Origin of the sequence: Pseudomonas sp. B14-6 (assembly GCF_013260315.1) — a bacterium.
Lineage (GTDB): Bacteria > Pseudomonadota > Gammaproteobacteria > Pseudomonadales > Pseudomonadaceae > Aquipseudomonas > Aquipseudomonas mandelii.
Genome location: NZ_CP053929.1, coordinates 2,775,470 through 2,800,595 on the forward strand (window position 1 = coordinate 2,775,470; position 25,126 = coordinate 2,800,595).

A 25,126-nucleotide genomic window follows, 5' to 3' on the forward strand; every position below is an offset into this window, starting at 1 on the left:
GGAGCGTCAATGAACAACGCCCTGAGTTTCACCCTGCCCGAAGATCTGCTCTGCGTAGACAAAGGAGTCGAAGCCGGTGTGCCGATCGACGCTATCACCTGCGCAATTGCTCGCGCTGACTCGGTGCTGACCCTACTCGAAGACCACTTTGAAAGCGAAGGCGACAGACCTCGCTTAGCCAATCACGTACTGGCAGCGGTTATTTGGGACGTGCGCGGCACCTTGGGCCTAATCAAAACCCTCACGCTGCATGGTGACGCCTCCTCTGTTCCTATGGAGCAGAAAGGCGGTGCGCTATGACGCCACCCACCACACTAGGCCGAACTGCGTTTACACGCGTGAACGCTACTAATCAGAAGCTGTTTCGAGTCAACGCCGATATACCGGTCGAAGATGCGCTGGAGATGGCTTCGCAATTCCAGCAGCACGCCAATCAGCTCTCTTTTGAAGCTGCCATGAGCGACCAAGGCGAGCGCTTCAGTTGGCCCGCCCTGTATCTTGGTGAAATGGCCAAGGCCCTGATCGATGACATAAACGAGGCGCTATTCGCGTCAAGGGTCGACACATGACCCAACACCCGAACAGCAACACAAAACGTCCGAGCTTCGCCGACGTGAAAGCCGCCGCGCTGAAAGACATTGATCGTGTCCTGTCGCACTGGCTGCCTAACGGCAAGCGCGTCGATGGCGGCAAGGAATACACCGCTCCGAATCCAACCCGCAGCGATAAGCGCGCCGGTTCGCTCAAGATCAGTTTGAGCAAAGGCACTTGGTCCGACTTTGCCACCGGCGACAAGGGCGGCGACCTGATCGATCTGGTGCGCTACCTGGACGGTGGCACCGACGTCGAGGCCTGCAACAAACTTGCAGACCTGCTCAACGTATCACCCGGCGCCGCTCAGGCGAAGCCAGCGCCTACCAAGACAAAAGCACCTGAGTGGATTGCCATTCAGCCAGTCCCGCCCGAGGTCATGAACAAGTGCCCAGCCAAGCATCGGCAACACGGTGCGCCATCCAAGATGTGGATCTACCGCGATGTGCAGGGCCAGCCGCTCATGGCGCTCTACCGCTTCGACCTCGCCCCCGATGCAGACGGAAAGCCGAAGAAGGTCTTTGCACCACTGACATGGTGTCAGCGCGCCGATGGCCAAACCACGCAATGGCGCTGGCAGGGTCTGCCCGATCCGCGTCCGCTGCTGCGCCTTGATGAACTGGCCCAACGCGTTGACGCACCGGTTGTTCTCTGCGAAGGCGAAAAAGCCGCTGATGCCGCCGCTGAACTGCTGTCAGGTTACGTGGCTACCTGCTGGCCGAACGGCTCTAACTCCTGGCACAAAGCCGATCTGACACCGCTCAAAGGTCGCGACGTGTTGCTATGGCCGGACAACGATGCCAGCGGCAAAGCCTGTATGGAAACCGTCGTCGACAAGCTGCGCGAGATCGGCGCCGCCTCGGTCCGAGTCATCGCGCTGGATGTGTTCAAACGCAAGCCTACGCTGAAGAGCGAGCGCCCCGCCTTCGCCAAAGGTGGTCAATGGGATGACGGCGACGATGCGGCCGATGCGCTCGCCAAAGGTTGGACAGCCGCTCATATCGCCGAGCTGGAAAGCACTGGTGAACTGTTCGGTTTGGCTGTGAAGAAGTCGGCGACACAACCGACCGAAGCCAAGCCTGAACCAAAAACAAAAGCACCGGCCAAGCGTCCGGCGAAATCGAAAAATGACCTAATGCCCGGCGGCTTTCGCCTCACGTCCGAAGGTGTCTTTTATGCGGGCGACGACGGCGAAGCGCGCCCGGTGTGTTCGCCTCTGGAAATTCTAGCCCGCACTCGCGACGACAAAGGGCAGAACTGGGGCCTGCTGGTCGAGTTCGACGATCCCGACGGCGCCAAGAAACGCTGGAACATCCCAGCACGCACCATGACCGGCGACTTCGGTAAAGACGTGCTAGGACCACTGGTGGACATGGGGCTGCGCCTCGCCGGTAGTCGCTCGGGACGTAACGCACGCAACGGCCTGCAAAGTTACCTCGGCGGCTTTGACAGCGCGCAACGGGCACGACTGGTTACCCGGCTGGGCTGGCACGACAGCGCCTTTCTCCTACCCGAGCAACAGGTCGGCCCGCACAGCGAACACCTGCACTTCTACGAGGCTGGTTCTCAGCTTCCGCCGATCAGCGAAGCAGGCACGCTTGAGCAATGGCAAGAGCAGATCGGCGCGTTATGCGTCGGAAACCATCGCTTGGCGTTCGTCGTCGGCGTGGCCTTTGCTGGCCCACTGCTGCACATGCTCGGCCACGAGTCGGGCGGTTTCCACTTGTACGGCGACAGTTCAGGTGGCAAGACCACGCACCTGCAAGTTGCCGCCTCGATCTACGGCGGGCCGCGTCTGGTACGTTCGTGGCGCTCCACCGATAACGCGCTGGAATCCATCGCCGCTGCGCACTCCGATGGGCTACTGGTGCTGGATGAAATTGGTATGTGCGATCCGCGCATCATCGGCGAGACGGTGTACATGCTCGGCAACGGCACCGGAAAGGCCCGCGCCAATGACCGGGGGCAAGCAGGCCGTCAGGTACAGGAGTGGCGTCTGCTGTTTCTCTCCACCGGCGAGAAGACGCTGGCCCAGCACATGGCTGAGGCCAACAAGGAGCTGAAAGCGGGCATGGAGGTACGCATGCTCGCGGTCCCGGCCGATGCGAGCAAAGGCCTCGGCATGTTCGACGCACTTAACGGCTTTGAGGATGCGGCGTCACTGGCCGACGCGCTCAAGGCACGGGTAACGAAGTACTACGGCACTCCACTCACCGCTTTCCTGACGGAGCTGTGCGAACCGGGCAAACGCCACGGTTGGTCCGCCATTCTGCGACACACGCTTGAAGGCTTTATCGCCCAGTCGCTACCGGCGTCGGCCAGCGGGCAAGCACACCGGGCAGCCGCTCGCTTTGGGCTCGCGGCCGCAGCGGGTGAGCTGGCCACCGCGATGGGGATTACAGGCTGGCCCGATGGGACTGCCACCACCGCCGCTCGCGTGTGCCTCAACGCCTGGATGAACGAACGGGGCGGTGCCGGTAACTTCGAGGGGGATGCCATCTTGGCGCGGCTGCGCCAAGTCATTGAGCGCTTCGGCGAAAGTCGTTTCACACGTTGGGAATCGGCGGCGGCAAAGATCGACGAACACGGCCCGCGTACGATCGATCGCCTCGGATTTCGCAAGACGCTGGAACACGGACTGGGCGACTCCCTTCACACCACCAATACCTACTACGTGCTGCCCGAGTCATGGCGCTCGGAGATCTTCCGGGGCATGAACATCAATGCAGTGAACAAGGTGCTGCTACAGCGCGGCGCTTTAGAGCCTGGCAGCGATGGCAAGGCATATAGCTTGGTACGTTTGCCCGGCCTCGGTCCGCAACGCTGCTACATCGTGAAGACGATTCCGGGAATGGATGAGAGCGAGGCTAGTGCTGCCTGAGTGCATCTCCGCTGATCGAGGTAGCGCCGGCTCATTCCCGGCCTCGCCAGCCGCTCAACCAACCCAATCGAATTGAACAGAGACTAAATACATGAACGAGATTCAAGACCTGAAAGACCGCCGCGACCAACTGCTGAGCGAGGCCGATCAACTGCATACCCAACTGCTGCCCCTTGAGGCGGTGCTGGAAAGTGAGGAAACCATCGAGCCGACTCAGGAACGCGAATTGCGCGACAAGTACAACGAGCTGAAACGGAATTTCGATTCGCGCAAAAACAATGCCGACCTTTTGGATAGGAAGATCAGTCGCCGTGAGAACCTCGCCAACTGCGATTCCCTGATGGCGGGTTACATCGAGGCAATGGATAACTGGAAGGCTGATGAGCAGGAGCTCAACGAAAAGCGCCAGAGCCTTAGCAGCCGCCTGGAACAGATCCAACAACAGGCGGAAGAGGACATGGCCAAAGCCCGTCAGGCCGAAACAGACGCCGCCACTGCATACGCGCAGGCCGTTGCGTGGGGCGACACCGAAGGCGAAAAGACCGCCAACGCCGACGCACAAAAGGCCGCGAAGAACCTCACAGCGGCCGCCGAACATAATCGTCGGCAACACTTGATCATGGCCGCGCTGGAGCAGGAGCTGGTCACCGTAGATAAATACATCGCAGAAGCACAGGTAAAGCATAAAGGGATAGAGCGCACTGCCCTGTTGCTTTCGCAGACGGTGCTCGAGGAGAAATGGAACGAGGCCGCTAAAGCGTTGTTCGAGGCGGGCGGTAAGTTGTGGGCGAATTACAACCTGCTGGACCGTGATCAGATTGGGCTTATGAAGCTTGCCGTTCCAGAGCAAGGTGAGAACTTTGGGAAGTGGACGTGGCAAGAGCTATCGGATCGCTCGCGCCAATACCGCGCGCGGGACTTAATCCAGCTCGACAGCCTGCCGGTACAGCAGCAGCCCAAAGATATGAGCAATCTGAAACAACGTAAGGATGAACTTAATGAACAAGCCGATACAGAACAGCGCCAGTTGGTCTGACACGCTCAAAACTCGGAAGGCCCATCTGAATTCCTTGCTGAAGACCATCAACACAGGGCCGGGCAAAACCAGTCCGATACAAACTCTAACCATCAACGCGATTAAAGCGGAAATGGTGCATATTGAAAGCCAACTGAATCGCCGGAAATAGTGCTTGAACTTGTAGCCCGCACTACTATCCAAACAAGCACGCATGACCTCACCGAACAAGGGAAATCACATGTCAAAACTCGCAGAATACCGTCAGTTGGAAAAACATCTGGCCGAGCAACTCCAGGCATTGGAAGCACTGAAAGGTGATGACGGTCTGAAGAAAGAAATCGAGTTCGAAACGAAGCTGCGCAAGCTGCTCGATCAATACGGCTTCAACCTGAAGCACATCATCAACCTGCTCGATCCGCAAACCACTGCCCGACGCCAATCTGCGACACCGGCCGCCAGCACACGCAAGCCACGCGAACTCAAGGTCTACAAAAACCCGAATACCGGGGAAGTGATCGAAACCAAGGGTGGGAATCACAAAGCATTGAAAGAATGGAAAGCAGAGCACGGTGCCGACGTCGTCGAAGGATGGTTGAAGAAGTAAAACAATATCACCTGAAAAAGGGCCCAGACGGGCCCTTTTTATTAACGACGTTTGACTCAAAGTGAATAATTTCGTCGTCAGTTCACAGCCTCCTGACGAATCTCCCATATTCGTAGCTTTCCACTGCAAAGATCAAAGACCGCTTTCGGCCAATAGCGGACATTGCTTAAGCGCTGACTTGGAGGCTGTGGACGCCTGAAGTGATAAGGGTTCGAATCTCTACCTAACCGCCAAATTGATAAAACGCAAACCCTCGTTTTTCCTAGAGAAAGTCGGGATTTTGTGGTTTTTGGCGTTCAAAAAATGGGCCCATGAGACAGCCATGGAACTGGAGGCCTATTTTGGTGCGAATTTGGGCAGGTTACACGGAGGTGAAGACGGCCAATCCAGGTAGGAAAATGCGGAGCAAGGAACAGTTTCAGGGTTCATCTTACGGCGGGGGATATCATTGTGATATCGTTGGGAAAATTATTAAAAGGAATTTAAAAGTGGGCTCTACGAAATTTTTAGGTGTGAAAGCATTTTTCGTTAAAACATGGCAGTTTTTTGCAAGCGTGGTGGTGGTATTTGTTGTTTTCCTTAGTCAATTTCATGACCTCAAGTCTCCTGATGTAATTTTAGAGGTCACATCAGTTAAAGCGACAACTTCGCAGCCAGTTGATCTGGTAAGATTTCCCGAGCTGTCTTCCTTAAAGTCTCTTATAGTTAGTGACGAACGGCCATATGCCCAATCTGCAGATCGCGATTACTCGCCGGAAGAAATAGACCGTATTTTACTTGGCCATAAAAACAATATCAATTCAATGACCTATGATATTGATAAGTCTGAAAAGCGACTTGGCTCTGCAATGTCTGGGGCTGATCAAAAATATATATTAGATACCTTAAATAACTTGGATGATGATTTATTAAGTGGCCGTGGCATTAATTATTTTCTTGCTATGCAGCTTCAGCGTTCGCCAGTTATTGATGAGGATTCTAGTATCGAGAAGAAAATTGAAGCGCTCCGCCTTAGCGTTAATCAAAAACTTGAGAATAAGAGAAAGTACAGAGATGGTCTTAGTTTGAAGTATAAGGAAGCAAACAAGCAGTGGCTGGATTTTAAAACAAATGTTATGCCGAGTAGAGCCAAGTTGGTGATTACATGCGCTATAGGGAATCAAGGAAGCGGAGCTACTTCATTGAAACCACAGGCGCTCTTCAGGGCAAATCTGGGAGAGGGTAATTATCTCGATTTCCCTATGAAGATGAGCGATTATGATAGCTCGCCAGACGCTGCGACTCTACAAAGTCAATCTTATAAAGTTATCAAATTTGAATCGGATGAGATTCAGTCCATGACTGCTGCCGATCGAGATCGATTTAAAGCGTTTTTAGGCAATGCATCCCCTGCCAGAATTTTCGTATCAGATGTGGCTGGCGAAGTGTATGTATCTAACTCAGTGCCTTTTTCTCCAGGTGTATATGAGCAAAAAATGTTTGACGCGCTGAAGCAGTTCGCATCTTTGAAAAGACCCAGGTAGCGAATTGATATTGGTGGTTTTACTTATTTTTAGATAGGTGCTCGGAGGCAGGGGACGGAATACGTCATTGATGAACGCGACAAAGCTACAAACGAAATTAACTGAAGTTGTGAAGTAGAACAGTTTAGGTTGCGTGAAATTTTATCGATTTATTATTATTCGAGATCAGCTCCTGCCGATTGCTGACATCGTGAAGGACTGCTCGAGATAGGACTGAAGGTGGAGCGAGGCAGAAAACGGTCAGATACGTACATCTTCAGGTCACTAGATATTAAACGGAAACATCGTTTGACGTAGTGGCGCTATTCGTTGCAGTTGGACTTCGTCCTGATCGTCGAACTTGCTGCATAATCAGCCCATTAGAAAATTTGTCTCTACTCTAATTCGGATACAAGCATGAAAAAATAATTCTTTCATTATTAATTTCTCTAGCCTTAATCTCACCTGCATTTTTATTCTGTCAAACTGCAACAGCTACTGCTCAGGTGGCCACTGTAGGTGAAGTAGCAGCCAAGGCTTCTGACGCTCAACCCATTGCGCTGCCAGATGTGCCAAAAATCAGCGCCACTTCAAAAATGAGAGCGTCAGACGAGTCCGAGCTGAAAATCCTCAAAGAAAAAAATCTCCTGATCTCTGAATTTCAGAACTCTATGCTATCAATTATCATATGGTCGCTTAGCGCCATTGTGAGCACCGTGCTTCTGTTAGTTGGTGCAAGTTTATTCACTAACTTTAAGTTACATGACAAAGATCTCCAGAGAGTCAAAGAAGATTACGATGCGAAAATAAAAATTTTTCAATCAGAGATAGAAACCAGTCTCGCCGTCGCGAGTCGGGACGTAGCAGCAGCGCAAGAAGTTAGAAGCCAGCAGGATCTGGATAGGATGCTAGATCAGACGTTGCAAGTAAGATCGCACTTTGAAACGGTTAGGGTATCGCTCGAAAGCAAGTTTGATGAGGTGCTGAAAACCACTACGAGCTCTGGCGCAGCGGTTAAAGAACTAAATGAAAATGTCGTCAATATAACCACTGAGTTGCGTAGAGCTGAATCATTGATTTGGGAGGTTAAAAAAATACCAGCCAACTTTTTAATAAGCTGCTTGCAAGGTCTAGATGCTGCGCTTTTGTCCGGAAGTGATTACGATATCGATGACTTTGTTGATCAGATAAAAGAATCTCTGCAGATAAACTTTATCGATACAAAATTGATAGTAGACGAGCAGCTATTGGGTTTTTTCGAAAGACGACTTGCTAAGCTTGCAGCGGTGAGACCGGATGACGAGAAAACTATTCGAACGCTGTTAGCGCAGTGTTCTGATGCTTAACTGTAATTTGACGCTCTCTTTGAGCAGAAAAGTGCTGGCGGCATTTCGTTGGAGCGGTGTCATACGCTTAAGCGTCGATTTCACTCAGGCGTGAGTGTCCGCTTTTGCCCGATTCCTGCCTGTCGCGAAAGGCTCCAATCGACCAAATAGCGGACAGTCCCGGCGATCAAATGCGCGCGCCGATCGGCGGGCCGACCCATGCGGAAAAGTGGAGTTAGGGGCCGGCTGCGGCCCCATTAACTCAGAAGATAGTCTTAATGACTTTATCAACGCCATTAATGAGGTCGTCGACCTCGTCAGTCGTAGGGTCTGTGGTGTTCTTGTGTCCGCATTTGTTGCGGATGTCGCCAAGGAACTGGATGTGACGATGCTGAGAGAGTTCGATGACGTTAGCAGCTTTTAGGCCGTCATTGAGAACTGCGATCGTGCCAGATTTCTTAGGAATGCTGCGATTGTCACATACCTGCTTCAAGTGACCTTCAAGCACAACACCTGCGATTGCTCCTGAAGCGCGGGCGAACCCAGCTTTGAGCAGTCCCCTGGCGGTATCAAGTTCGGAGTCAAACAGGTCCGCTTGGACCAACTGCTTGATGTCGAAAAGTGAGCTTTCGAAGCGCCGTTTAATGGCCCCTACGATGGCAATCTGCTGTTCCAACAATGACGTAGCGGACTTCATGCTGGCCTTAACTTCTCCATACTGCGTGGTCTGCAATCCCTGACAGGCATCTTCAATTCGATAGCTCTCGAAATCGATCGCTTTTCGTGTTTTGGGCTTTTCATACAGCCGCACAAAATCCGAGAGTCGATCAGGCAGCAGTTGTTTCACAAGCGGTAAGGCTTCTGAATACCACTGTTGGTAAGCTGTTCTGAAGGGCTTTATCTTGGCAATGATGGCTTCGGTTTTTTTCTTATTGCCCTCCAAGCCGTCGAGGAGGCTCTGGTAGTACTCTTTACCGTAGGCCTGGTGAAGGAAGGCTTGCTGAACCCGTGTCGCCTCATCTAACAGCTTGTCGAGATCAACCTGATACTTTGTCAAATTTGATATCGCCATGTTCCTTCCCTTGTTAAATGTGCCTGTCCGATCACCAGGTGCGGAAGGCAGCTGGCGGTTATCCGAGATTAATGGCAATTGGCCTCGCCAACAACACGATTATGCGGGTGGAGAGCGACCGCTTTGGTCATAAGCAGCCCTCGGGAAGAACGAGCGCTATTGGCCGATTGCTGCCTGTCGCAGAAAGGCAGTATCCGACCCATAAGCGACGTTCGTCGATTGAACAACGGCATCGATGGCGGGGCCGTTGAACGTCAAGGGCCTGAAACCTGGGTCGAGAGCTACCCGCTATGATAGATAGCTCTAGACCATGGAGGCATTTGTATCGGAAGCCGCTAGCGAACATTCACGCTAAGCCTGCTAGCGGAATGCGCGCTATGGGCTATTGTTTGTGCCAGCATATTGGAATCACGATCTGAAGCGCAGGTTGATTTCGAGCCAATAAGGATGGGCTGCGGTGTTTTCAAAAGCTGATGGCTCGGTACAGCCGCTGCTTAATCATCTCTTGGGCGAGCAGCTACAAACGGAAGGTTTACGACATGTCTAGATGTACAGCACCGGTACATGGTCATCGTTCGGCAAGCGCAAGAGCAGCGTGTCCCGCATGTGGCAGCGGATATAGCGGGTACGGATCGCGATCGTATTCATCCTCGTCCTACGCACCATCCTATTCGTCCCCGTCTCATGGCGGGGGTGGTCGCAGTAGCGGCGGTTCATCCAGCAGCGCAAAGCCGCGCTGGTCGAAACCCGGATCCTCTGTGGCCTACACCTCCGCCGAGGTAAGAACGCTCACACCGGTACGCGAAAATGTCGAGAGGCGTGCGACAGTACCTGATCTACGTGACGTCTTTCTTTGTCACGCCTGGGACGACCGGAAAGGATCCGCGAAGGAGCTGCATGATGTACTCGATTCGCTCGGTGTTTCCGTTTGGTTCAGCGAGAAAGATGTCCTTCTAGGCTCTTCGTTACTGCGTGAAATTGATAAGGGATTGGCGAAGTCTCGAGTAGGAATTGTGCTGGTGACCCCTGCTTTGCTGCGTCGCCTAGCAGCCGAAGGCATCGCCGACAAAGAGCTTTCCGCGCTCCTCGCAAGGGATCTGCTGGTTCCCATCATTCACGACACCACATACGAATCGCTGCGCGAAGTCAGTCCTCTACTCGGTTCGAGAAGCGGCCTGAGCACTGCTGAAGATACGTTTGCAGATATCGCGGCCAAGCTTGCCGAGTTGGTCGCCCCGTAGCTTCACTGTCCATGCGTACGGCTTTACTTACAGACCCGTTATCAATCGAAGGAGTTGAACACATGAGTATTAAACCCGGCCCCAAACCGATCGCTGAATCCACCGGCAAAAAGGACCAACGCCGTCGTGTTACTGAAGAAAACAAACCCAAACATCCTGATCTGGAAGTACATAAACACAAAAAAGGTGATTGACCTTAAAAGCGGTGAGAGGGGGTGAGTCACGTAGGTTTGGCCCCTTCTGGCCGGAAGCGGTCTCCCCTAGCCCTGTGCCATCACGTCAAACAAAGGGCCAGCCTCTCGGAGTTTTCTATTTTGGTAGTGCACCACACGCTTCAATAAGTCTGCCATCGGTGCGGCTATCGATCGCACCATCTGCCCCGATGTACACATCAGTGTTCGGCCACTTCGGTTTAACCCTGATGCAGCGCGATTTTCCACCGTTGTTCCAATCGAACTCCATAAAAAATTGGTTGTTCGGGAAGATGTGCCCTGCCCCACCAGTGGCTTCGCCTGGGTAGATCTCGCCCTTTGAGATGTCGTGCTGAACATTCAAAATGTAACCGAGCCGCCCCTGCCCCTTGTCAGAGAAATGGAAGCTCACTTGGGGTGTGGCGACATACCAAAAGACGATGGGGGCGAGTAGTAGCGCCACTACCCAGCGCCAGTAATGTCGTTTCGGTTTATTTGCAGACGTGGTCACGTGTGCCATCTCCCCAGCTTGAACGTGGTAGTGCTAAAACTTCATCCATGAGCATCTTTGCCGTAATCCCACCGCCTGGGTGCTGCTTGTACAGTTCGACTCCAATGCTGATAGAGACTCGGTCGCCTATATCGTCCCAAGCCCGCATTCCTTCAATGTCTGCTGAGCGGTGAGGTCCTTTTCGCTCGTCCCACTTCTGAACTTTTCGAATAGAGTCTGATGCAATCTGCTCAAACCCAGCGCCGTCCAGAAGAACGCTTTCAGAAAGGCCACCAGCGCGTCCTATGTAGCCATAGTGGATGTTCGACCAGATGTCATAGAAGTAGTCCACCTGACCTTGCTTCAGCCAAGTCCCGCCGAACTGTTGCCCAATCGTCACCTTGTGATCCCATGGCCGATTCTGACCAACCCGCTCAGTCCAAAGGGCCATCGCAGCAGTAGTGTTACCAAGCTCCATTGCTTGGAAATTAGGTGGTGAAAGGCGTGCATACCAAGGGAGCTTTTGAAACTTTGCATTTTCCGCTGCTGCGTCAAAGCTGATTAGCTTTTTCATTTTCAGTACGGATGGGTGTGTGATGTTGCGGTTCATTTCCCCGGCGATATAGCTGGCCACCTGTTCCATCATGTCAGGGTCTTTGCACGTGACGGGGGCTTTTGATTCAGGCTTTGCCTCTGGCTTTTTCGGAGCGGCTTCGGGGGCTACCAGAGCGTTTGCGGCAACTGCCTTCTCTTTCAACTTTGGGTCAGCGAGCAGTGTGGCCATTTTCTCGTCATCCACAGTGCCATCTGGACGGAACGCACCGAGTGCCATGAAGTTGATGATGGTTGCGCCACCAGCATCGCCCATGACAAAACCGCCACCAACATCGCCTGACCCGGTAATGATCGTTCCGCCGTGACTGGTTGGGCTGCCTAAATGGGCCATAGGACGCCCGTTCACTTGAATAGAGGGGAACCCTGTGGTGATTACGGCTCCACAGCCACAGGTATCGCCAACACGAGCAGATCCCATAAAGTTGATGTTTACGTCGCCACTGGCGGAAGCAATCGGGGTAGTGCCGTGACCGGGCATTGGGCAGACATGCTTGTCACCCAATCGAGCGGAGGGAGTCATTCGTCATCCTTGTCGTGCAATAAAAAAGCCTCCGTGCGGAGGCCAAAAAGCGTGTTGTAGGCTCCGCGAGGTTACCGCACCGATTGGAACGAGTCTGTAGGAAAAGTCTGAGTTTAGCCCCTCGACCGCCCTTTTTTGGCCGACAGCGAACCTTAACTGCCGGGTTTCCTTGGCTCCTGCCGATTGACTACATGCGTAACACCTTTCCGCAGTGTTACACCAAACACGGGGGAAGCTCCAAGCAGGTGTTACGATATTTTTCCTCTTTAAATTCAGCCAGTTAAATCAATTTGTAACACCTGTAACTGGCGTAACACGCTTTTTAACAGGTGTCTGTCCCCGCTCCCCATTAGCATTTAGTTCCACCAGCGAGGAGATTCCAGCAAGAGCCGGGGCCCCTGAGGCATTGAGACACACACGGGGTCGGAAACCCGCCAGAGCTTGTTAGCGGGAGTACTCCCAGCTTAGTGAACAGGTGAACCCGGTGAACTGCCGGTTCACCTGTGCATTTGCCCTACGAAACGACCGATCTTTGATCACCATTACCGATACGGTAACGATGTCCCTTTTTCTTCAAGATCCTTTCAATTTCAACGTTGAAATTTCAGTAAGCTGGAACAGCTTCCACTAACAAGATCCCGCGGGTTTCCGACCCCGTGTCCTTTGAAAGTCCTCAGGGTCCCCGGCGCCTTTTGGCGCACGGGACGGCAGTACCCGGCAACTCGACTAGTATCTGTTGACGATCAATCAGCGGGATAGATGTCATGGAAATGATTGCCGTGTACTCCAGTGCAATGACCGCTGTTGGTTATGATCCAGGCACCAAACAGATGCGGATCCGTTTTCAACAGGGACATTCCTACGACTTCTACAACGTCCCCATGGCTATACACAACGGGTTGATATCCGCTGTATCCAAGGGCGCCTACTACAACCAGCACATACGTGATCGTTATCAGTGATGAGGCCCGTCTTCCACTTGGGAAGACGGACATCCCTGCAAAGGTTTCAGCTAGAGAGATTCCGCGAGTTCGATAACCTGTGTAGTGGGCGGCCCTCGGGGAGGCCCCGTAAAAATCGGCGCCCTGCCCGGCGAGGACTTCTCCGTCGCTGGAGGAGACGTAGCCACAGAGGGCAAGGGGTGCCCCCTCAAACCGTGTTACCGGTGTTACACGCGTTACGAAAAACACTAACAGATTGTAATTAAAGGACTTTTCATGCGTTACACGTTCGCACTGTGTGATCGAAAGGTGGTGTTACATCACTGATAGGTGTTACACCCGAGCAAAGCCGGGTGATGACATCTGAAAGGCATCCGATGCCGCCAACCAATAAGACTTCTTCCCTCGCTGGAGGAGGCGTTGCTATAGGGGCAAGGGGACGCACCCTCAAACCGTGTTACAGGTAGTGGCATCCGAGCAACGGCATTTCATGCAAATTGTTCGACTACAGCTGTGCGCCGTTCAGGGACGGTGAATCATCGTTACCTAACTAAAATTTCCGTACGATTCCAGAATCTACGTGCCCCTTCACTGTTAAGGTCATCCATAACGGCTCTACCCGCGCCGTCAGCTGTGGGGTAGACATTCGCTCCGCTGAATCCCGCCTTGCGACACAGCTGAAGTAATTTGACGGACTCGTAAACTGGCAGGGTGAACTTAATCATCGGGCCAGGGATATCGGCAAAATATTGTTCTAGCCCTTGCACTGTGAACTGGCCAGCGCGGAATCCCGAGTGAGGATGAACAGTGAACAAACCACCCTGCGCGGCAAGATGCCTACTAATTGCGCCCGGCGAGTTGTGTAGAGTAATTTTGGGATGAAGCCCAAGCTGATCACGGTTCATCGCCCAGATAGCTAAGCGCTTCGTATCAGACCAATTTGCATAGTCGGCGATCGCAGAGCTTGCCGCAAAGTAAAGGGCCGTGAACGGTTTAGTCGTCCAATCAAGTAGGCGCGTTGGCACTCCATGGTGCTGGGCCATTGCCATCAAATCCAGCACGTGAGGATTCGGCCAGAGTGACGGATCTTTGTAGTACCTATCAGCCGTCTGCGTATTGATCGCAAACTCGCGGAAGCCTTGAGAGTCATTGGGGATGGAAATACCGATAGCATCACAGTGATCCGCAAAGCTGCTCAAGATGATCAGTTCAAAAAAAACCATCTCACTGGCATCAACCATATCGTCATAGGACGTAATGGGTGGCTGGTTGCGAGGGCGCAGGATGGAGGGAATCAGTGACCAACTCGCGTCAGCCTGACCTCGATAAATGAAGTTCTCTGGCCCATCGGTAAGCTTAGCTGTCGGTGATAGAGCCAGCCATAGATCTTCCGCCGTCTCAAAGTTGCGCTCAGTAAACGATGCGTGCTTTCTCACCATACCCCCCTGAAAGTAACCTTCCTTTTCGCACAAAAAAGCCCCGCTAGGTAAACCGTAGCGAGGCTTTTAGATTCCTCCTGCTGTCACCCTGCTGTCACGATAAAAACCGTTCAACACGAGAATGGCCGGAGAGGCGCTAAATATATGGTGTCCCAGGGCAGGTTCGAACTGCCAACCTTCCCCTTAGGAGGGGGATGCTCTATCCAATTGAGCTACTGAGACACAGATCGCCCCGCTGGGATGCGGTGCGATAGACGGCGAGCATGTTAACGGCCAGGCCTGCTTTTGTCATGTCGTCCGTAGGGCTTTTTAAGTGTAGGCAGCCGCCCCTTGTCATCGTGGCTTAATTTACCGTGCAAATTGCATCCTCTCAAAATGCCATCATTGCAATTTGCAACGACGGCCTCTTTAAGTAATAAGTTAATTCTTTGTTTTTAAAGGATTTAATTGCCGTTAGACTCTTGGCACGCGGGCTGCTTTAGCTGTTCTTACGAACAACCGAGGTTAGCCTCATGAACAGCGTCCTTTTACTCTCGAATGCAATCGCTCTTACCGTCCTGCTGGGTGGTCATTTTGCCGCCGAGAGCGGCGCTGAGCAGGTCGCGCATCGGATGCCGCATTACCTCCAGCTGCAAAAAGCCCCGCAATTGGCGGTCATGAACGATCAGCGCGGCTTTGTTGGCCAGGACGTAAGCCAGCAAAATTATCTTCCGGTGTCTCAGACTTCGGAACGCTTGGTATTTTGAATCACCCTATCAGGAGCACAGCAATGTCCAAATCAGCCGCAGGATTTTTGATCCTTGCCTTACTGAGCGGCATTCTTCATCTGTCATTGGTCCCGGACACGGTTGCCACCGTACCCCTGATCGCCTGCGGCGTTTTCGGCGCGTTGTTCGTGCTGGCGCTGATTATCGGACGCAAAATCAAATTCGATCCGGTTCTGCGCTGACGTTCAGCAATTTCAGAAGATTGGCGACGGTGACGGCAATCTCGCCTGAGTTGTCGAGTCGATAGATATGAGAATCAACGAGAGGATCCTTCGCTGTAAATAACCTGTTGCGGCGCAATCTGGCTTCAATTTCTGCAAGGCTCTCACGGCCTCGCTTCATCAGTCGCTCGCGTAATACCTCATCCTGGACCGTCAACAGCACCGGCAACAATGTCGGGTAGCGTTGCAGTGCCTCGGCCAGGTGGCCACGAGAGCCATTGACCAAGACATGACGACCTTCTTCCAGCCAATGGTCGATCTGGACCGGAATGCCGTAATCCAGGCCATGGGCGTGCCACGACAGCGCAAAGTCACCCTTGTCGCGGCGTTGTTCGAACTCCTCGCGAGAGACTCCGATGGCATCTTCGCCTACGGATTCAGCCGAACGCGTAATGACCCGTCGTACCACTTCGCCGTTTATCGAGCGTAAAGGTTGTCGAGCCGCTTCGATGAGGCTGTCTTTGCCGGATCCGGAAGGCCCCATCAAGTAAATCAGCCTGCCATCCATCCTGAATCCCCCCCTGTGCGGGTCTGCCACTAGTAAATCGGCCATTTGCCACTATCCTGTATAAGGTAAGGACCAAGGATCGAATCCGCGTAGCATGCACCTTCAGGCGCCTTCGGGCATCACCTGACGGGAAGAGCACGCGGTCAGCGATACGGGCAGGGACCAAAGTTTTCTAACCAGTCCACATTTTCGATAAAGGTGCTGGCATAACGCCTTTACCCAGCTCAATATTTGTCACAGAATTGACGCCAATGATCTGGCTGCTTTGAGGCATGATGCGAGCCTCTATCAATTCAGGTTGAACATTTGGCCAGAGAGCTTGTCCTATCAGACATCCTGCGGCCAATCCCGAGAACCGCTCCCCTGAACTAACCGGTTAAATATATGCGCCCATTGAAACAGGCAATTTATTCCAGCCGTACGGCTGACAAGTTCGTCGTACGTCTGCCAGACGGAATGCGTGAACGCATTGCCGAGGTGGCTCGCAATCATCATCGCAGCATGAACTCCGAAATCATTGCGCGCCTTGAGCAGAGTCTTATTCAGGAAGGTGCACTGGGCGAAGAGTTGAGCATGCGCCTGGACAGCCCGGAGCTGTCATTGCACGAACGTGAACTGCTGCAACGCTTCCGCCAACTCTCCCACCGCCAGCAAAATGCTCTTGTTTCGCTGATTGCCCATGACGCCGAAATGGCCGCAGACGCTTCCTGATTCGACCCGAAAGCCAAGCCAGCATAATCGCTGGCTTTTTTTTGCCTGAAATTCGGCCATAAAAAACCCGCCGAATTGGCGGGTTTCTTAAAGCAGGTCAGTCAGAGCAGGAAAATCGTTGCCAGCCCGAGGAAGATGAAGAACCCGCCGCTGTCAGTCATGGCAGTGATCATAACGCTGGCACCCATCGCCGGATCGCGCCCAAGCCGCGCCAGAGTCATCGGGATCAAGACCCCCATCAACGCCGCCAGCAACAAGTTAAGCGTCATGGCGGCGGTCATCACCACCCCGAGGGACCAACTGCCATAAAGCAGATAGGCCACAACGCCAATCACGCCACCCCAGACCAGGCCATTGATCAAACCGACGGCCAGCTCCTTGCGCATCAATCGCGAGGTATTGCCGGTGCTCACCTGGTCCAGCGCCATGGCTCGAACGATCATGGTGATAGTTTGATTGCCCGAGTTGCCACCGATACCGGCCACGATCGGCATCAATGCCGCCAGTGCCACCAGTTTTTCGATGGAGCCCTCAAACAGGCCGATCACCCGGGATGCGATAAACGCGGTGATCAGGTTGACCGCCAGCCAGGCCCAACGGTTGCGCAGGGATTTCCAGACCGAAGCGAAGATATCTTCTTCTTCGCGCAGACCCGCCATGTTGAGCACTTCGTTTTCGCTCTCTTCACGGATCAGGTCGACCATTTCATCGATGGTCAGACGACCGATCAGCTTGCCGTTCTTGTCGACCACAGGCGCCGAGATCAAGTCGTAACGTTCGAACGCTTGAGCGGCGTCGTAGGCATCTTCGTCCGGGTGAAAACTCACCGGGTCGCTGGCCATGACTTCCGAAACCTGCTTTTCCGGATCGTTGACCAGCAAACGCTTGATCGGCAGCACGCCCTTGAGCACGCCGTCGTAGTCGACCACAAACAGTTTGTCGGTGTGGCCCGGCAGCTCCTTGAGACGCCGCAGGTAACGCAGCACGACTTCGAGACTGACATCCTCACGGATGGTCACCATCTCGAAGTCCATCAGCGCACCGACTTGCTCCTCGTCATAGGACAACGCGGAGCGGACGCGCTCACGCTGTTGACCATCGAGGGTTTCCATCAGCTCGTGGACAACGTCTCGCGGCAGCTCGGAAGCCAGGTCAGCAAGTTCGTCGGCGTCCATGTCCTTGGCCGCAGCCAGGAGCTCGTGATCGTCCATGTCGGCGATCAGGGTTTCACGAACCGAGTCGGATACTTCGAGGAGAATGTCGCCGTCGCGATCCGCCTTGACCAATTGCCAAAGCGTCAGACGATCGTCCAGCGGCAAGGCTTCAAGGATGTAGGCAACGTCGGCGGAGTGCAGATCATCGAGCTTGCGTTGCAGCTCGACGAGGTTTTGCCGGTGTACCAGGTTCTCGACCCGGTCGTGATGCGGACCTTCCTGGCGATGAGTCAGGTCTTCGACCACCCGCTGGCGCTGCAGCAGCTCAACGACTTGAGCGAGGCGGTCCTGCAAGCTTTCCTGCGTTTTCTTTACTTCTACTTCAGACATAGGCGAACTCCACTCCCAGCAGCGGGGCACGCCGGAAGGATCAATCAGTCAATTCATGATTGGAAAAACGGGATACTGAGTAACTACTGGGTAAGTCCATGGAGGTATTCCACAAGCCCCGGCGGGGCTGACGGGCGCAATGATACACCGCCCGACGGTTTTAAACGTCAAAAAATCATGGCTGAAACAAGCGGTTGCAAGACAAAGCTGAGTGCAGTCCTGATCTCTCCAACTGCGACGACTCATTCTGAAAAGAAAACACACCCTCATCGAAAAATGTAGCGGCTACCCTGACATGGACCGTCATGGAGGACGTTTAATGCCATCAATTGCCTTTTATTTTTTACTGCTTGCCCTGCTCTGCCTTTCACCCCGGTTGCAGGCAACCATCCTTCACCGTTGCGAAGCACCCGACGGTCGCCTCACCTTCACAACCCTGAGTTGCGCGGAGGGTGAAAGCTTCTCGCAGCAAGAGGTGCGCACTTTCACGCCCGGCAACGCGATAGCGCTCATGCCTGAGGCTGACGCTCGGGAGACACCCTCGACGAAAACCGGAAGGAAGGAGCCAACCATTGTCGGCCAGACTGAGGACAAGTGCGCAAACCTGATAACCGCCAAGGAACGTCGCGAAGCAATCATCAATCAACGGATAGTCGCGGGCATGACACAACAGGACGTCGAGAGCGCCTTGGGCAAGCCGGACAAGATCAGTATCAGGAATTCCGCAACAAGCTACCGCTACGAACTCAAGCGAGGTCGCAGCGCACATGTGGAGTTCGACGAGAAAGGATGTACAAAGGGAAAAGCCAAATCCCGGACGGCAAAAAGCCCGCGTTAAACGCGGGCTTTTTGGTGTTTGGTGCACTCGACAGGATTCGAACCTGTGACCGCTCGGTTCGTAGCCGAGTACTCTATCCAGCTGAGCTACGAGTGCATTTGTGTTTTTATACCAGATCACAACTGGTTGGAGCCAAGTCATTTGCATTGCTGCAAACAACTCTTAAATGGTGCACTCGACAGGATTCGAACCTGTGACCGCTCGGTTCGTAGCCGAGTACTCTATCCAGCTGAGCTACGAGTGCATTTGTTGCCGCGCATTATAGGCCGTCTAATCTCTATGTAAAGCACTTTTTCTAGTAATTTCAAACACTTACCGAAAAAGCCAGATTACAACGTACTACGCAAATAATGGCGGAGAACGGGGGATTCGAACCCCCGACACCCTTTTGAGGTGTACTCCCTTAGCAGGGGAGCGCCTTCGGCCACTCGGCCAGCTCTCCGCAACACGGGGCGTATATTAACCAGCTTCTTCCCCGTTTGCAAACATAAAAAACGATAAAAATTAATGGCTTGGTTCGTCGTCCTTCTCTTTCTTGATCCGCAAGTAGATTTCCTCACGGTGAACCGCAACCTCTTTAGGTGCGTTAACGCCAATACGCACTTGATTTCCTTTGACGCCGAGCACGGTCACGGTGATTTCGCCATCACCAATAATCAGGCTTTCTGCGCACCGACGAGTCAGAATCAGCATACCTTTCTCCTCACGCATTTCATTTCAGGGACAACAGTCTGCAAAAAAAAGGCACTCGACCTACAACCGGAAAACGATCGCAGCCCTACATGCCTGAGTATTGACCAGCGCGAGCAAAAGAACAGTTCCTGGGTCGCGCCATTCAAAAAAGACAAAGGGCGCGGTCAGACCGCGCCCTTTGGAAAACCCATCACTCGCCCGTTCGGGCCGGTGCGTCCAGTTCGAAAGCTGTGTGCAGAGCGCGCACAGCCAGTTCCAGATACTTCTCTTCGATCACAACGGAGACTTTGATTTCCGACGTCGAGATCATCTGGATGTTGATGCTTTCTTTCGCCAGGGATTCGAACATGCGGCTGGCCACGCCTGCGTGAGAACGCATGCCGACGCCGACGATCGAGACCTTGGCGATCTTGATGTCACCGACCACTTCACGGGCACCGATCTCGCGAGCGGTGTTTTCCAGCACGGTTTGTGCGGCCTGGAAGTCATTGCGGTGCACGGTGAAGGTGAAGTCGGTGGTGTTATCGTGCGCAACGTTCTGCACGATCATGTCGACTTCGATGTTCGCGGCACTGATCGGGCCGAGAATCTTGAATGCAACGCCCGGGGTGTCTGGCACGCCACGGATGGTCAGCTTGGCTTCATCGCGATTGAAAGCGATGCCGGAAATGATCGGCTGTTCCATGGTTTCCTCTTCATCAATAGTAATGAGGGTGCCCGGACCCTCCTTGAAGCTGTGCAGTACGCGCAGCGGAACGTTGTACTTGCCGGCGAATTCCACCGCACGGATCTGCAACACCTTGGAACCGAGGCTGGCCATTTCCAGCATCTCTTCGAAGGTAATCTTGTCCAGGCGCTGGGCCACGGACACCACACGCGGGTCGGTGGTGTAGACGCCATCGACATCGGTGTAGATCTGGCATTCGTCGGCCTTCAAGGCCGCCGCCAGCGCCACGCCGGTGGTGTCGGAACCGCCACGACCGAGGGTGGTGATGTTGCCATGCTCGTCGACGCCCTGGAAACCGGCGACAACCACCACACGACCTGCCTTCAGATCACCGCGAATCTTCTGGTCATCAATCTGCAAGATACGCGCTTTATTGTGCGCACTGTCCGTCAGAATCCGCACCTGGTTGCCGGTGTAAGACACCGCAGGCACGCCGCGCTTGATCAGCGCCATGGCCAACAGTGCAATCGTCACCTGCTCGCCCGTGGAAACGATCACATCCAGCTCACGCGGAACCGGTTGGCCATCACCACTGATTTGCTTGGCCAGATCGATCAGACGGTTGGTTTCGCCGCTCATTGCCGACAAGACAACCACCAGGTCATCGCCGGCATCGCGGAATTTCTTAACCTTGTCGGCGACCTGCTCGATTCTCTCGACAGTGCCGACTGAGGTGCCTCCAAATTTCTGTACGATCAAAGCCATTTCAAAGCCGCCTCTGCCCATGAAGGGCGCCCAAATAATCACTCAAACAGCGTTCCCGCCCGCCACTAGACGACGGGCCGGACACCCTGCCTTATAAACCCTGCTCTACAAATGGAACCGTCAGGGCCAGTGCCGCGTCCAGTGCGCCAGCGTCAGTACCACCGCCTTGCGCCATGTCTGGACGACCACCGCCCTTCCCGCCCACTGCCGCAGCGGCTTGCTTCATCAAATCACCGGCTTTGAGTTGGCCAGTCAGGTCTTTGGTTACGCCTGCAACCAGAACGACCTTTTCCTCATGGACACTGCCGAGCAGGATCACTGCGCGGCCGAGTTTGTTTTTCAGCTGATCGACGAGCGCCAGCAGCGCCTTGGCGTCCTGACCGTCCAGACGCACGGCCAGCACTTTCACGCCTTTGACGTCCAGGGCAGAAGCCGACAGATCGTCGCCCGCCGCGCTGGCCGCCTTGGCCTGCAACTGCTCGAGTTGCTTCTCCAGCAGACGGTTGCGCTCCAGCACAGCCGACAGCTTGTCGATCAGGTTGTCGCGGCTGCCCTTGACCAGGTTGGCCGCTTCCTTGAGTTGTTCTTCTGCAGCGTTCAAGTAAGCCAGTGCCGCAGCACCGGTGACTGCCTCGATACGACGCACGCCCGACGCAACACCGCCTTCGCTGATGATTTTCAGCAGGCCGATGTCACCGGTACGGTTGGCGTGGATGCCACCGCACAGCTCGACGGAGAAATCACCGCCCATGCTCAGCACGCGCACGTTGTCGCCGTACTTCTCGCCAAACAGCGCCATGGCGCCTTTTTTCTTGGCGGTTTCGATGTCGGTTTCTTCGGTTTCAACGGCGGAGTTCTTGCGAATCTCGGCGTTGACGATGTCTTCCAGGGCCTTCAGTTGCTCAGGCTTGATGGCTTCGAAGTGGCTGAAGTCAAAGCGCAGGCGCTGACTGTCGACCAACGAGCCTTTCTGCTGAACGTGATCGCCCAGCACTTTACGCAACGCCGCATGCAGCAAGTGAGTGGCCGAGTGATTCAGCGAAGTGGCGTGGCGCACCTCGGCTTCAACGTGGGTTTCAACCGGCGAACCGATGATCAGGCTGCCCGATGCCAACACACCGTGGTGCAGAAATGCGCCGCCGGTCTTGGTGGTGTCACGCACGTCGAAGCGGCCACCGCTCGATTGCAGATAACCGCAATCGCCGATCTGGCCGCCGGACTCAGCGTAGAACGGGGTCTGATTGAGAACGACCACGCCTTCTTCGCCTTCACTCAGTACGTCGACCGCCTGGCCTTCTTTATAGAGGCCAACAACTTTCGCCGAACCGCTGGTGGCTTTGTAACCGGTGAATTCGGTGGCCACATCAACCTTGACCAGGCTGTTGTAGTCCATGCCGAAGGAACTGGCGGAACGGGCACGGACGCGCTGGGCTTCCATTTCGCGTTCGAAGCCTGCTTCGTCGATGGTCAAGTTGCGCTCGCGAGCGATGTCGCCCGTCAGGTCCATCGGGAAGCCGTAGGTGTCGTAGAGCTTGAACACCACATCGCCCGGCACCACGTCGCCTTTGAGTTCGGCCAGATCCTGCTCAAGGATTTTCAGGCCCTGCTCCAGGGTCTTGGCGAACTGCTCTTCTTCGGCTTTCAGGACGCGTTCGATATGTGCCTGTTGAGCTTTCAGCTCAGGGAAGGCTTCGCCCATCTCGGCAACCAGGGCCGCTACGATCTGGTAGAAGAAGCTGCCCTTGGCGCCCAGTTTGTTGCCGTGACGGCAGGCGCGACGGACGATCCGGCGCAGCACATAACCCCGGCCTTCGTTGGACGGCAGCACGCCGTCGGCAATCAGGAAACCGCACGAACGAATGTGGTCAGCCACGACTTTCAGGGAAGCCTGAGCGTCGTTGGTGCAGCCGATAGCCTTGGCCGATGCGCTCAGCAGACTCTGGAACAGGTCGATTTCATAGTTCGAGTGAACGTGCTGCAGCACGGCACTGATCCGCTCCAGGCCCATGCCGGTGTCGACCGACGGCGCTGGCAGCGGGTGCAACACGCCATCGGCGGTGCGGTTGAACTGCATGAACACGTTGTTCCAAATCTCGATGTAACGGTCGCCATCTTCTTCCGGCGAGCCCGGCGGGCCGCCCCAGATGTCGGCGCCGTGATCGTAGAAAATCTCGGTGCAAGGACCGCACGGGCCGGTATCGCCCATGGTCCAGAAGTTATCGGAAGCGTATGGCGCGCCCTTGTTGTCGCCGATGCGGACCATGCGCTCGGCCGGAACACCGATCTCCTTGGTCCAGATGTCATAGGCCTCGTCATCGCTGGCGTAGACGGTGACCCAGAGCTTTTCCTTCGGCAGGTTCAGCCACTGCTCGGAGGTCAGGAAGTTCCAGGCGTAGGTGATCGCGTCGCGCTTGAAGTAATCACCGAAGCTGAAGTTACCCAGCATTTCGAAGAAGGTGTGGTGACGGGCGGTATAACCGACGTTTTCCAGGTCGTTGTGCTTGCCGCCGGCGCGCACGCATTTCTGGCTGGAGACAGCGCGGGTGTACGCGCGCTTTTCCTGGCCCAGGAAGCAGTCCTTGAACTGGTTCATCCCCGCGTTAGTGAACAGCAGGGTTGGGTCGTTGCCCGGAATCAAAGAGCTGGAGGCTACACGGGTGTGGCCTTGCTCTTCGAAGAAGCGAAGGAAGGCTTCACGGATTTCTGCGCTTTTCATTAGGTTCTTCCACGGAGGCTGCGGCCAAAGGCCTGTACGAAACGTCAACAGACGAAGCGACGGCAAAGGGCCGCATTATATCGGCCCAGCGCGCGGGGTACAGCGTGTTTATACGATAGAAACGGTCAATTGGACCGCCAAGGCGATCAGTTGCGAGAAAACTCGACGAATGTCGCGACGACCTGCTCGATTTGAGCGCGGTCAACGTCCATGTGCGTGACCATCCGCAGGCGTCCGGCAGCGCTCAGCTTGATGCCACGCTCGGCGGCAAAGGCCTTGATCGCCTCGGCCTTGTCGCCCATGTTCACGTAAACCATGTTGGTCTGCACCGGCTCGACTTCGTAACCGGCCTTTTGCAGTCCGTCGGCCAGAAATTGCGCATTGGCGTGATCGTCGGCCAGACGCTGAACGTTGTTATCCAGCGCATAAAGCCCCGCCGCGGCCAAAAGACCGGCCTGGCGCATGCCACCACCGACCATCTTGCGCAGGCGACGCGCCTTGCCGATCAACTCTGCCGAACCGCACAACACCGACCCGATCGGCGCGCCCAGGCCCTTGGACAGGCAGACCGAAACCGAATCGAAGTGCTGTGTGATCTCGCGGGCATCAACACCCAACTTGACGGCCGCGTTGTAAAGCCGAGCGCCGTCCAGGTGCAGCTGCAACCCATGTTCACGGGTAAGACTGCGTGCCCGGGCGAGATACTCCAGCGGCAGGACTTTGCCCTGCATGGTGTTTTCCAGCGCCAGCAACCGTGTACGAGCGAAATGGAAGTCGTCCGGTTTGATCGCGGCGACGACGTTCGCCAGGTCCAACGAGCCGTCAGCCTGCACTTCCAGCGGCTGCGGCTGGATCGAGCCAAGCACCGCCGCGCCGCCACCTTCGTACTTATACGTGTGTGCCTGCTGGCCGACGATGTATTCGTCACCCCGTTCGCAATGAGCCATCAGGCCCAGCAGATTGCTCATGGTGCCCGTCGGCACGAACAACGCAGCGGCAAACCCCAACCGTTTTGCCAGTTCCGCTTCCAGGCGGTTGACCGTCGGATCTTCGCCATAGACGTCGTCACCGGTGGGCGCACTGGCCATCGCGTCGAGCATTCCGGCGGTCGGTTGGGTAACGGTGTCGCTGCGAAGATCGATAACGCTCATGAATCTGGCCTCGGTAAGCAGGGGAAAATCCCTTTCAGGTAGGAATTACTGCGGTCATGACAACGATTAATCAACCCCAAGCGAAGGAAAAGACCCGTCAAGTGAGCGAAAAAGT

24 protein-coding genes and 4 tRNA genes are annotated in these 25,126 nt (G+C 54.7%); 14 read left to right on the plus strand and 14 right to left on the minus strand.

The annotated features are described in order from the left end of the window. Nucleotides 1–9: 9 nt before the first annotated feature. The 7 genes from HP062_RS12630 to HP062_RS12660 all read left to right on the plus strand — a co-directional run bounded on the left by HP062_RS12630 (nt 10) and on the right by HP062_RS12660 (nt 7,942). Nucleotides 10–300: a hypothetical protein gene (locus tag HP062_RS12630; RefSeq protein ID WP_172791478.1), complete on the plus strand. Its 291-nt coding sequence runs from the start codon at nt 10–12 to the stop codon at nt 298–300. Continuing rightward, nucleotides 297–569 carry a DUF3077 domain-containing protein gene (locus HP062_RS12635; protein ID WP_172791479.1) on the plus strand — a complete coding sequence of 91 codons (273 nt, stop codon included), beginning with the start codon at nt 297–299 and terminating at the stop codon, nt 567–569. The genes HP062_RS12630 and HP062_RS12635 overlap by 4 nt, the downstream gene beginning before the upstream one ends. Further along, nucleotides 566–3,472, plus strand: a complete 2,907-nt coding sequence (locus HP062_RS12640) for a DUF927 domain-containing protein (RefSeq protein ID WP_172791480.1) — start codon at nt 566–568, stop codon at nt 3,470–3,472. The genes HP062_RS12635 and HP062_RS12640 overlap by 4 nt, the downstream gene beginning before the upstream one ends. 91 nt (nt 3,473–3,563) lie before the next feature. Next, a complete protein-coding gene (locus tag HP062_RS12645) occupies nt 3,564–4,508 on the plus strand; it encodes a chromosome segregation protein SMC (RefSeq protein WP_172791481.1) in 945 nt (314 codons plus the stop codon). Nucleotides 4,509–4,728: 220 nt separating this feature from the next. After that, on the plus strand, nt 4,729–5,094 hold the full coding sequence (locus HP062_RS12650; protein WP_172791482.1) for a histone-like nucleoid-structuring protein, MvaT/MvaU family: 366 nt from the start codon (nt 4,729–4,731) through the stop codon (nt 5,092–5,094). Nucleotides 5,095–5,465: 371 nt separating this feature from the next. After that, nucleotides 5,466–6,617, plus strand: a complete 1,152-nt coding sequence (locus tag HP062_RS12655; RefSeq protein ID WP_172791483.1) for a hypothetical protein — start codon at nt 5,466–5,468, stop codon at nt 6,615–6,617. Nucleotides 6,618–7,102: 485 nt separating this feature from the next. Next, nucleotides 7,103–7,942: a hypothetical protein gene (locus tag HP062_RS12660; RefSeq protein ID WP_172791484.1), complete on the plus strand. Its 840-nt coding sequence runs from the start codon at nt 7,103–7,105 to the stop codon at nt 7,940–7,942. 241 nt (nt 7,943–8,183) lie between these two features. On the opposite strand, the gene HP062_RS12665 is transcribed toward HP062_RS12660, so the two are convergent. After that, nucleotides 8,184–8,993, minus strand: a complete 810-nt coding sequence (locus HP062_RS12665) for a hypothetical protein (RefSeq protein WP_172791485.1) — start codon at nt 8,991–8,993, stop codon at nt 8,184–8,186. Nucleotides 8,994–9,751: 758 nt separating this feature from the next. Between HP062_RS12665 and HP062_RS12670 the strand changes: the two genes are divergently transcribed. Both HP062_RS12670 and HP062_RS31075 read left to right on the plus strand, forming a co-directional pair. Further along, entirely contained in the window at nt 9,752–10,234 is a 483-nt protein-coding gene (locus tag HP062_RS12670) for a toll/interleukin-1 receptor domain-containing protein (protein WP_256666163.1), read from the plus strand. 62 nt (nt 10,235–10,296) lie between these two features. Continuing rightward, on the plus strand, nt 10,297–10,428 hold the full coding sequence (locus HP062_RS31075) for a hypothetical protein (RefSeq protein WP_017337405.1): 132 nt from the start codon (nt 10,297–10,299) through the stop codon (nt 10,426–10,428). 115 nt (nt 10,429–10,543) lie between these two features. On the opposite strand, the gene HP062_RS12675 is transcribed toward HP062_RS31075, so the two are convergent. Next, nucleotides 10,544–10,936 (minus strand): hypothetical protein, encoded by a 393-nt coding sequence (locus HP062_RS12675; protein WP_256666164.1) that lies wholly within the window; start codon nt 10,934–10,936, stop codon nt 10,544–10,546. Next, complete coding sequence (locus HP062_RS12680) at nt 10,917–12,050, minus strand: polymorphic toxin type 44 domain-containing protein (protein WP_172791487.1); 1,134 nt, start codon at nt 12,048–12,050, stop codon at nt 10,917–10,919. Before HP062_RS12680 ends, HP062_RS12675 begins: the two co-directional genes overlap by 20 nt. Before the next feature lie 764 nt (nt 12,051–12,814). Here HP062_RS12680 and HP062_RS12685 point away from each other — a divergent pair. Further along, a complete protein-coding gene (locus HP062_RS12685) occupies nt 12,815–13,012 on the plus strand; it encodes a KTSC domain-containing protein (RefSeq protein WP_172791488.1) in 198 nt (65 codons plus the stop codon). A gap of 521 nt (nt 13,013–13,533) precedes the next feature. Here the strand turns inward: HP062_RS12685 and HP062_RS12690 are convergent. Continuing rightward, nucleotides 13,534–14,430 (minus strand): FRG domain-containing protein, encoded by an 897-nt coding sequence (locus HP062_RS12690; protein ID WP_172792574.1) that lies wholly within the window; start codon nt 14,428–14,430, stop codon nt 13,534–13,536. A 145-nt stretch (nt 14,431–14,575) separates the two neighbouring features. Continuing rightward, a tRNA-Arg gene (locus HP062_RS12695) sits at nt 14,576–14,652 on the minus strand. Between the two features lie 290 nt (nt 14,653–14,942). Between HP062_RS12695 and HP062_RS12700 the strand changes: the two genes are divergently transcribed. Together HP062_RS12700 and HP062_RS12705 are read left to right on the plus strand one after the other, a co-directional pair. Continuing rightward, entirely contained in the window at nt 14,943–15,176 is a 234-nt protein-coding gene (locus HP062_RS12700) for a hypothetical protein (protein WP_077749184.1), read from the plus strand. Nucleotides 15,177–15,199: 23 nt separating this feature from the next. Beyond that, nucleotides 15,200–15,379: a PA3371 family protein gene (locus tag HP062_RS12705; protein WP_010457208.1), complete on the plus strand. Its 180-nt coding sequence runs from the start codon at nt 15,200–15,202 to the stop codon at nt 15,377–15,379. On the opposite strand, the gene phnN is transcribed toward HP062_RS12705, so the two are convergent. Next, entirely contained in the window at nt 15,354–15,926 is a 573-nt protein-coding gene (gene phnN, locus HP062_RS12710) for a phosphonate metabolism protein/1,5-bisphosphokinase (PRPP-forming) PhnN (RefSeq protein WP_172792575.1), read from the minus strand. The two genes, HP062_RS12705 and phnN, sit on opposite strands and share 26 nt — an antisense overlap. Before the next feature lie 384 nt (nt 15,927–16,310). On the opposite strand from phnN, the gene HP062_RS12715 reads away from it, so the two are divergent. After that, on the plus strand, nt 16,311–16,637 hold the full coding sequence (locus tag HP062_RS12715; protein WP_003178899.1) for an Arc family DNA-binding protein: 327 nt from the start codon (nt 16,311–16,313) through the stop codon (nt 16,635–16,637). Between the two features lie 101 nt (nt 16,638–16,738). On the opposite strand, the gene mgtE is transcribed toward HP062_RS12715, so the two are convergent. Then, entirely contained in the window at nt 16,739–18,181 is a 1,443-nt protein-coding gene (mgtE, locus tag HP062_RS12720; protein ID WP_010457218.1) for a magnesium transporter, read from the minus strand. Nucleotides 18,182–18,500: 319 nt separating this feature from the next. Between mgtE and HP062_RS12725 the strand changes: the two genes are divergently transcribed. Next, nucleotides 18,501–19,019 (plus strand): cell envelope protein SmpA, encoded by a 519-nt coding sequence (locus HP062_RS12725; protein WP_145309741.1) that lies wholly within the window; start codon nt 18,501–18,503, stop codon nt 19,017–19,019. Between the two features lie 19 nt (nt 19,020–19,038). Here HP062_RS12725 and HP062_RS12730 read toward each other — a convergent pair. The 7 genes from HP062_RS12730 to ltaE all read right to left on the minus strand — a co-directional run bounded on the left by HP062_RS12730 (nt 19,039) and on the right by ltaE (nt 25,011). Continuing rightward, a tRNA-Arg gene (locus HP062_RS12730) sits at nt 19,039–19,115 on the minus strand. 71 nt (nt 19,116–19,186) lie between these two features. Continuing rightward, a tRNA-Arg gene (locus HP062_RS12735) sits at nt 19,187–19,263 on the minus strand. Nucleotides 19,264–19,370: 107 nt separating this feature from the next. Next, nucleotides 19,371–19,461, minus strand: a tRNA-Ser gene (locus HP062_RS12740). A 62-nt stretch (nt 19,462–19,523) separates the two neighbouring features. Further along, complete coding sequence (gene csrA, locus HP062_RS12745; RefSeq protein WP_003178872.1) at nt 19,524–19,712, minus strand: carbon storage regulator CsrA; 189 nt, start codon at nt 19,710–19,712, stop codon at nt 19,524–19,526. Nucleotides 19,713–19,902: 190 nt separating this feature from the next. Next, complete coding sequence (locus HP062_RS12750) at nt 19,903–21,144, minus strand: aspartate kinase (RefSeq protein WP_008033100.1); 1,242 nt, start codon at nt 21,142–21,144, stop codon at nt 19,903–19,905. 91 nt (nt 21,145–21,235) lie between these two features. Further along, complete coding sequence (alaS, locus tag HP062_RS12755; RefSeq protein WP_010457228.1) at nt 21,236–23,860, minus strand: alanine--tRNA ligase; 2,625 nt, start codon at nt 23,858–23,860, stop codon at nt 21,236–21,238. Between the two features lie 146 nt (nt 23,861–24,006). Continuing rightward, the gene (gene ltaE, locus HP062_RS12760) at nt 24,007–25,011 is read right to left on the minus strand and encodes a low-specificity L-threonine aldolase (protein ID WP_172791489.1); all 1,005 of its coding nucleotides are present in this window, start codon (nt 25,009–25,011) and stop codon (nt 24,007–24,009) included. Nucleotides 25,012–25,126: the final 115 nt, after the last annotated feature.

Bases quoted from the DNA above. Each gene is read 5' to 3' on its own strand.
- HP062_RS12630 (WP_172791478.1), top strand. From the start codon at position 10: ATGAACAACGCCCTGAGTTTCACCCTGCCCGAAGATCTGCTCTGCGTA.
- HP062_RS12635 (WP_172791479.1), top strand. From the start codon at position 297: ATGACGCCACCCACCACACTAGGCCGAACTGCGTTTACACGCGTGAAC.
- HP062_RS12640 (WP_172791480.1), top strand. From the start codon at position 566: ATGACCCAACACCCGAACAGCAACACAAAACGTCCGAGCTTCGCCGAC.
- HP062_RS12645 (WP_172791481.1), top strand. From the start codon at position 3,564: ATGAACGAGATTCAAGACCTGAAAGACCGCCGCGACCAACTGCTGAGC.
- HP062_RS12650 (WP_172791482.1), top strand. From the start codon at position 4,729: ATGTCAAAACTCGCAGAATACCGTCAGTTGGAAAAACATCTGGCCGAG.
- HP062_RS12665 (WP_172791485.1), bottom strand. From the start codon at position 8,993: ATGGCGATATCAAATTTGACAAAGTATCAGGTTGATCTCGACAAGCTG.
- HP062_RS31075 (WP_017337405.1), top strand. From the start codon at position 10,297: ATGAGTATTAAACCCGGCCCCAAACCGATCGCTGAATCCACCGGCAAA.
- HP062_RS12680 (WP_172791487.1), bottom strand. From the start codon at position 12,050: ATGACTCCCTCCGCTCGATTGGGTGACAAGCATGTCTGCCCAATGCCC.
- HP062_RS12685 (WP_172791488.1), top strand. From the start codon at position 12,815: ATGGAAATGATTGCCGTGTACTCCAGTGCAATGACCGCTGTTGGTTAT.
- HP062_RS12690 (WP_172792574.1), bottom strand. From the start codon at position 14,430: ATGGTGAGAAAGCACGCATCGTTTACTGAGCGCAACTTTGAGACGGCG.
- HP062_RS12700 (WP_077749184.1), top strand. From the start codon at position 14,943: ATGAACAGCGTCCTTTTACTCTCGAATGCAATCGCTCTTACCGTCCTG.
- HP062_RS12705 (WP_010457208.1), top strand. From the start codon at position 15,200: ATGTCCAAATCAGCCGCAGGATTTTTGATCCTTGCCTTACTGAGCGGC.
- phnN (WP_172792575.1), bottom strand. From the start codon at position 15,926: ATGGATGGCAGGCTGATTTACTTGATGGGGCCTTCCGGATCCGGCAAA.
- HP062_RS12715 (WP_003178899.1), top strand. From the start codon at position 16,311: ATGCGCCCATTGAAACAGGCAATTTATTCCAGCCGTACGGCTGACAAG.
- mgtE (WP_010457218.1), bottom strand. From the start codon at position 18,181: ATGTCTGAAGTAGAAGTAAAGAAAACGCAGGAAAGCTTGCAGGACCGC.
- HP062_RS12725 (WP_145309741.1), top strand. From the start codon at position 18,501: ATGCCATCAATTGCCTTTTATTTTTTACTGCTTGCCCTGCTCTGCCTT.
- csrA (WP_003178872.1), bottom strand. From the start codon at position 19,712: ATGCTGATTCTGACTCGTCGGTGCGCAGAAAGCCTGATTATTGGTGAT.
- HP062_RS12750 (WP_008033100.1), bottom strand. From the start codon at position 21,144: ATGGCTTTGATCGTACAGAAATTTGGAGGCACCTCAGTCGGCACTGTC.
- alaS (WP_010457228.1), bottom strand. From the start codon at position 23,860: ATGAAAAGCGCAGAAATCCGTGAAGCCTTCCTTCGCTTCTTCGAAGAG.
- ltaE (WP_172791489.1), bottom strand. From the start codon at position 25,011: ATGAGCGTTATCGATCTTCGCAGCGACACCGTTACCCAACCGACCGCC.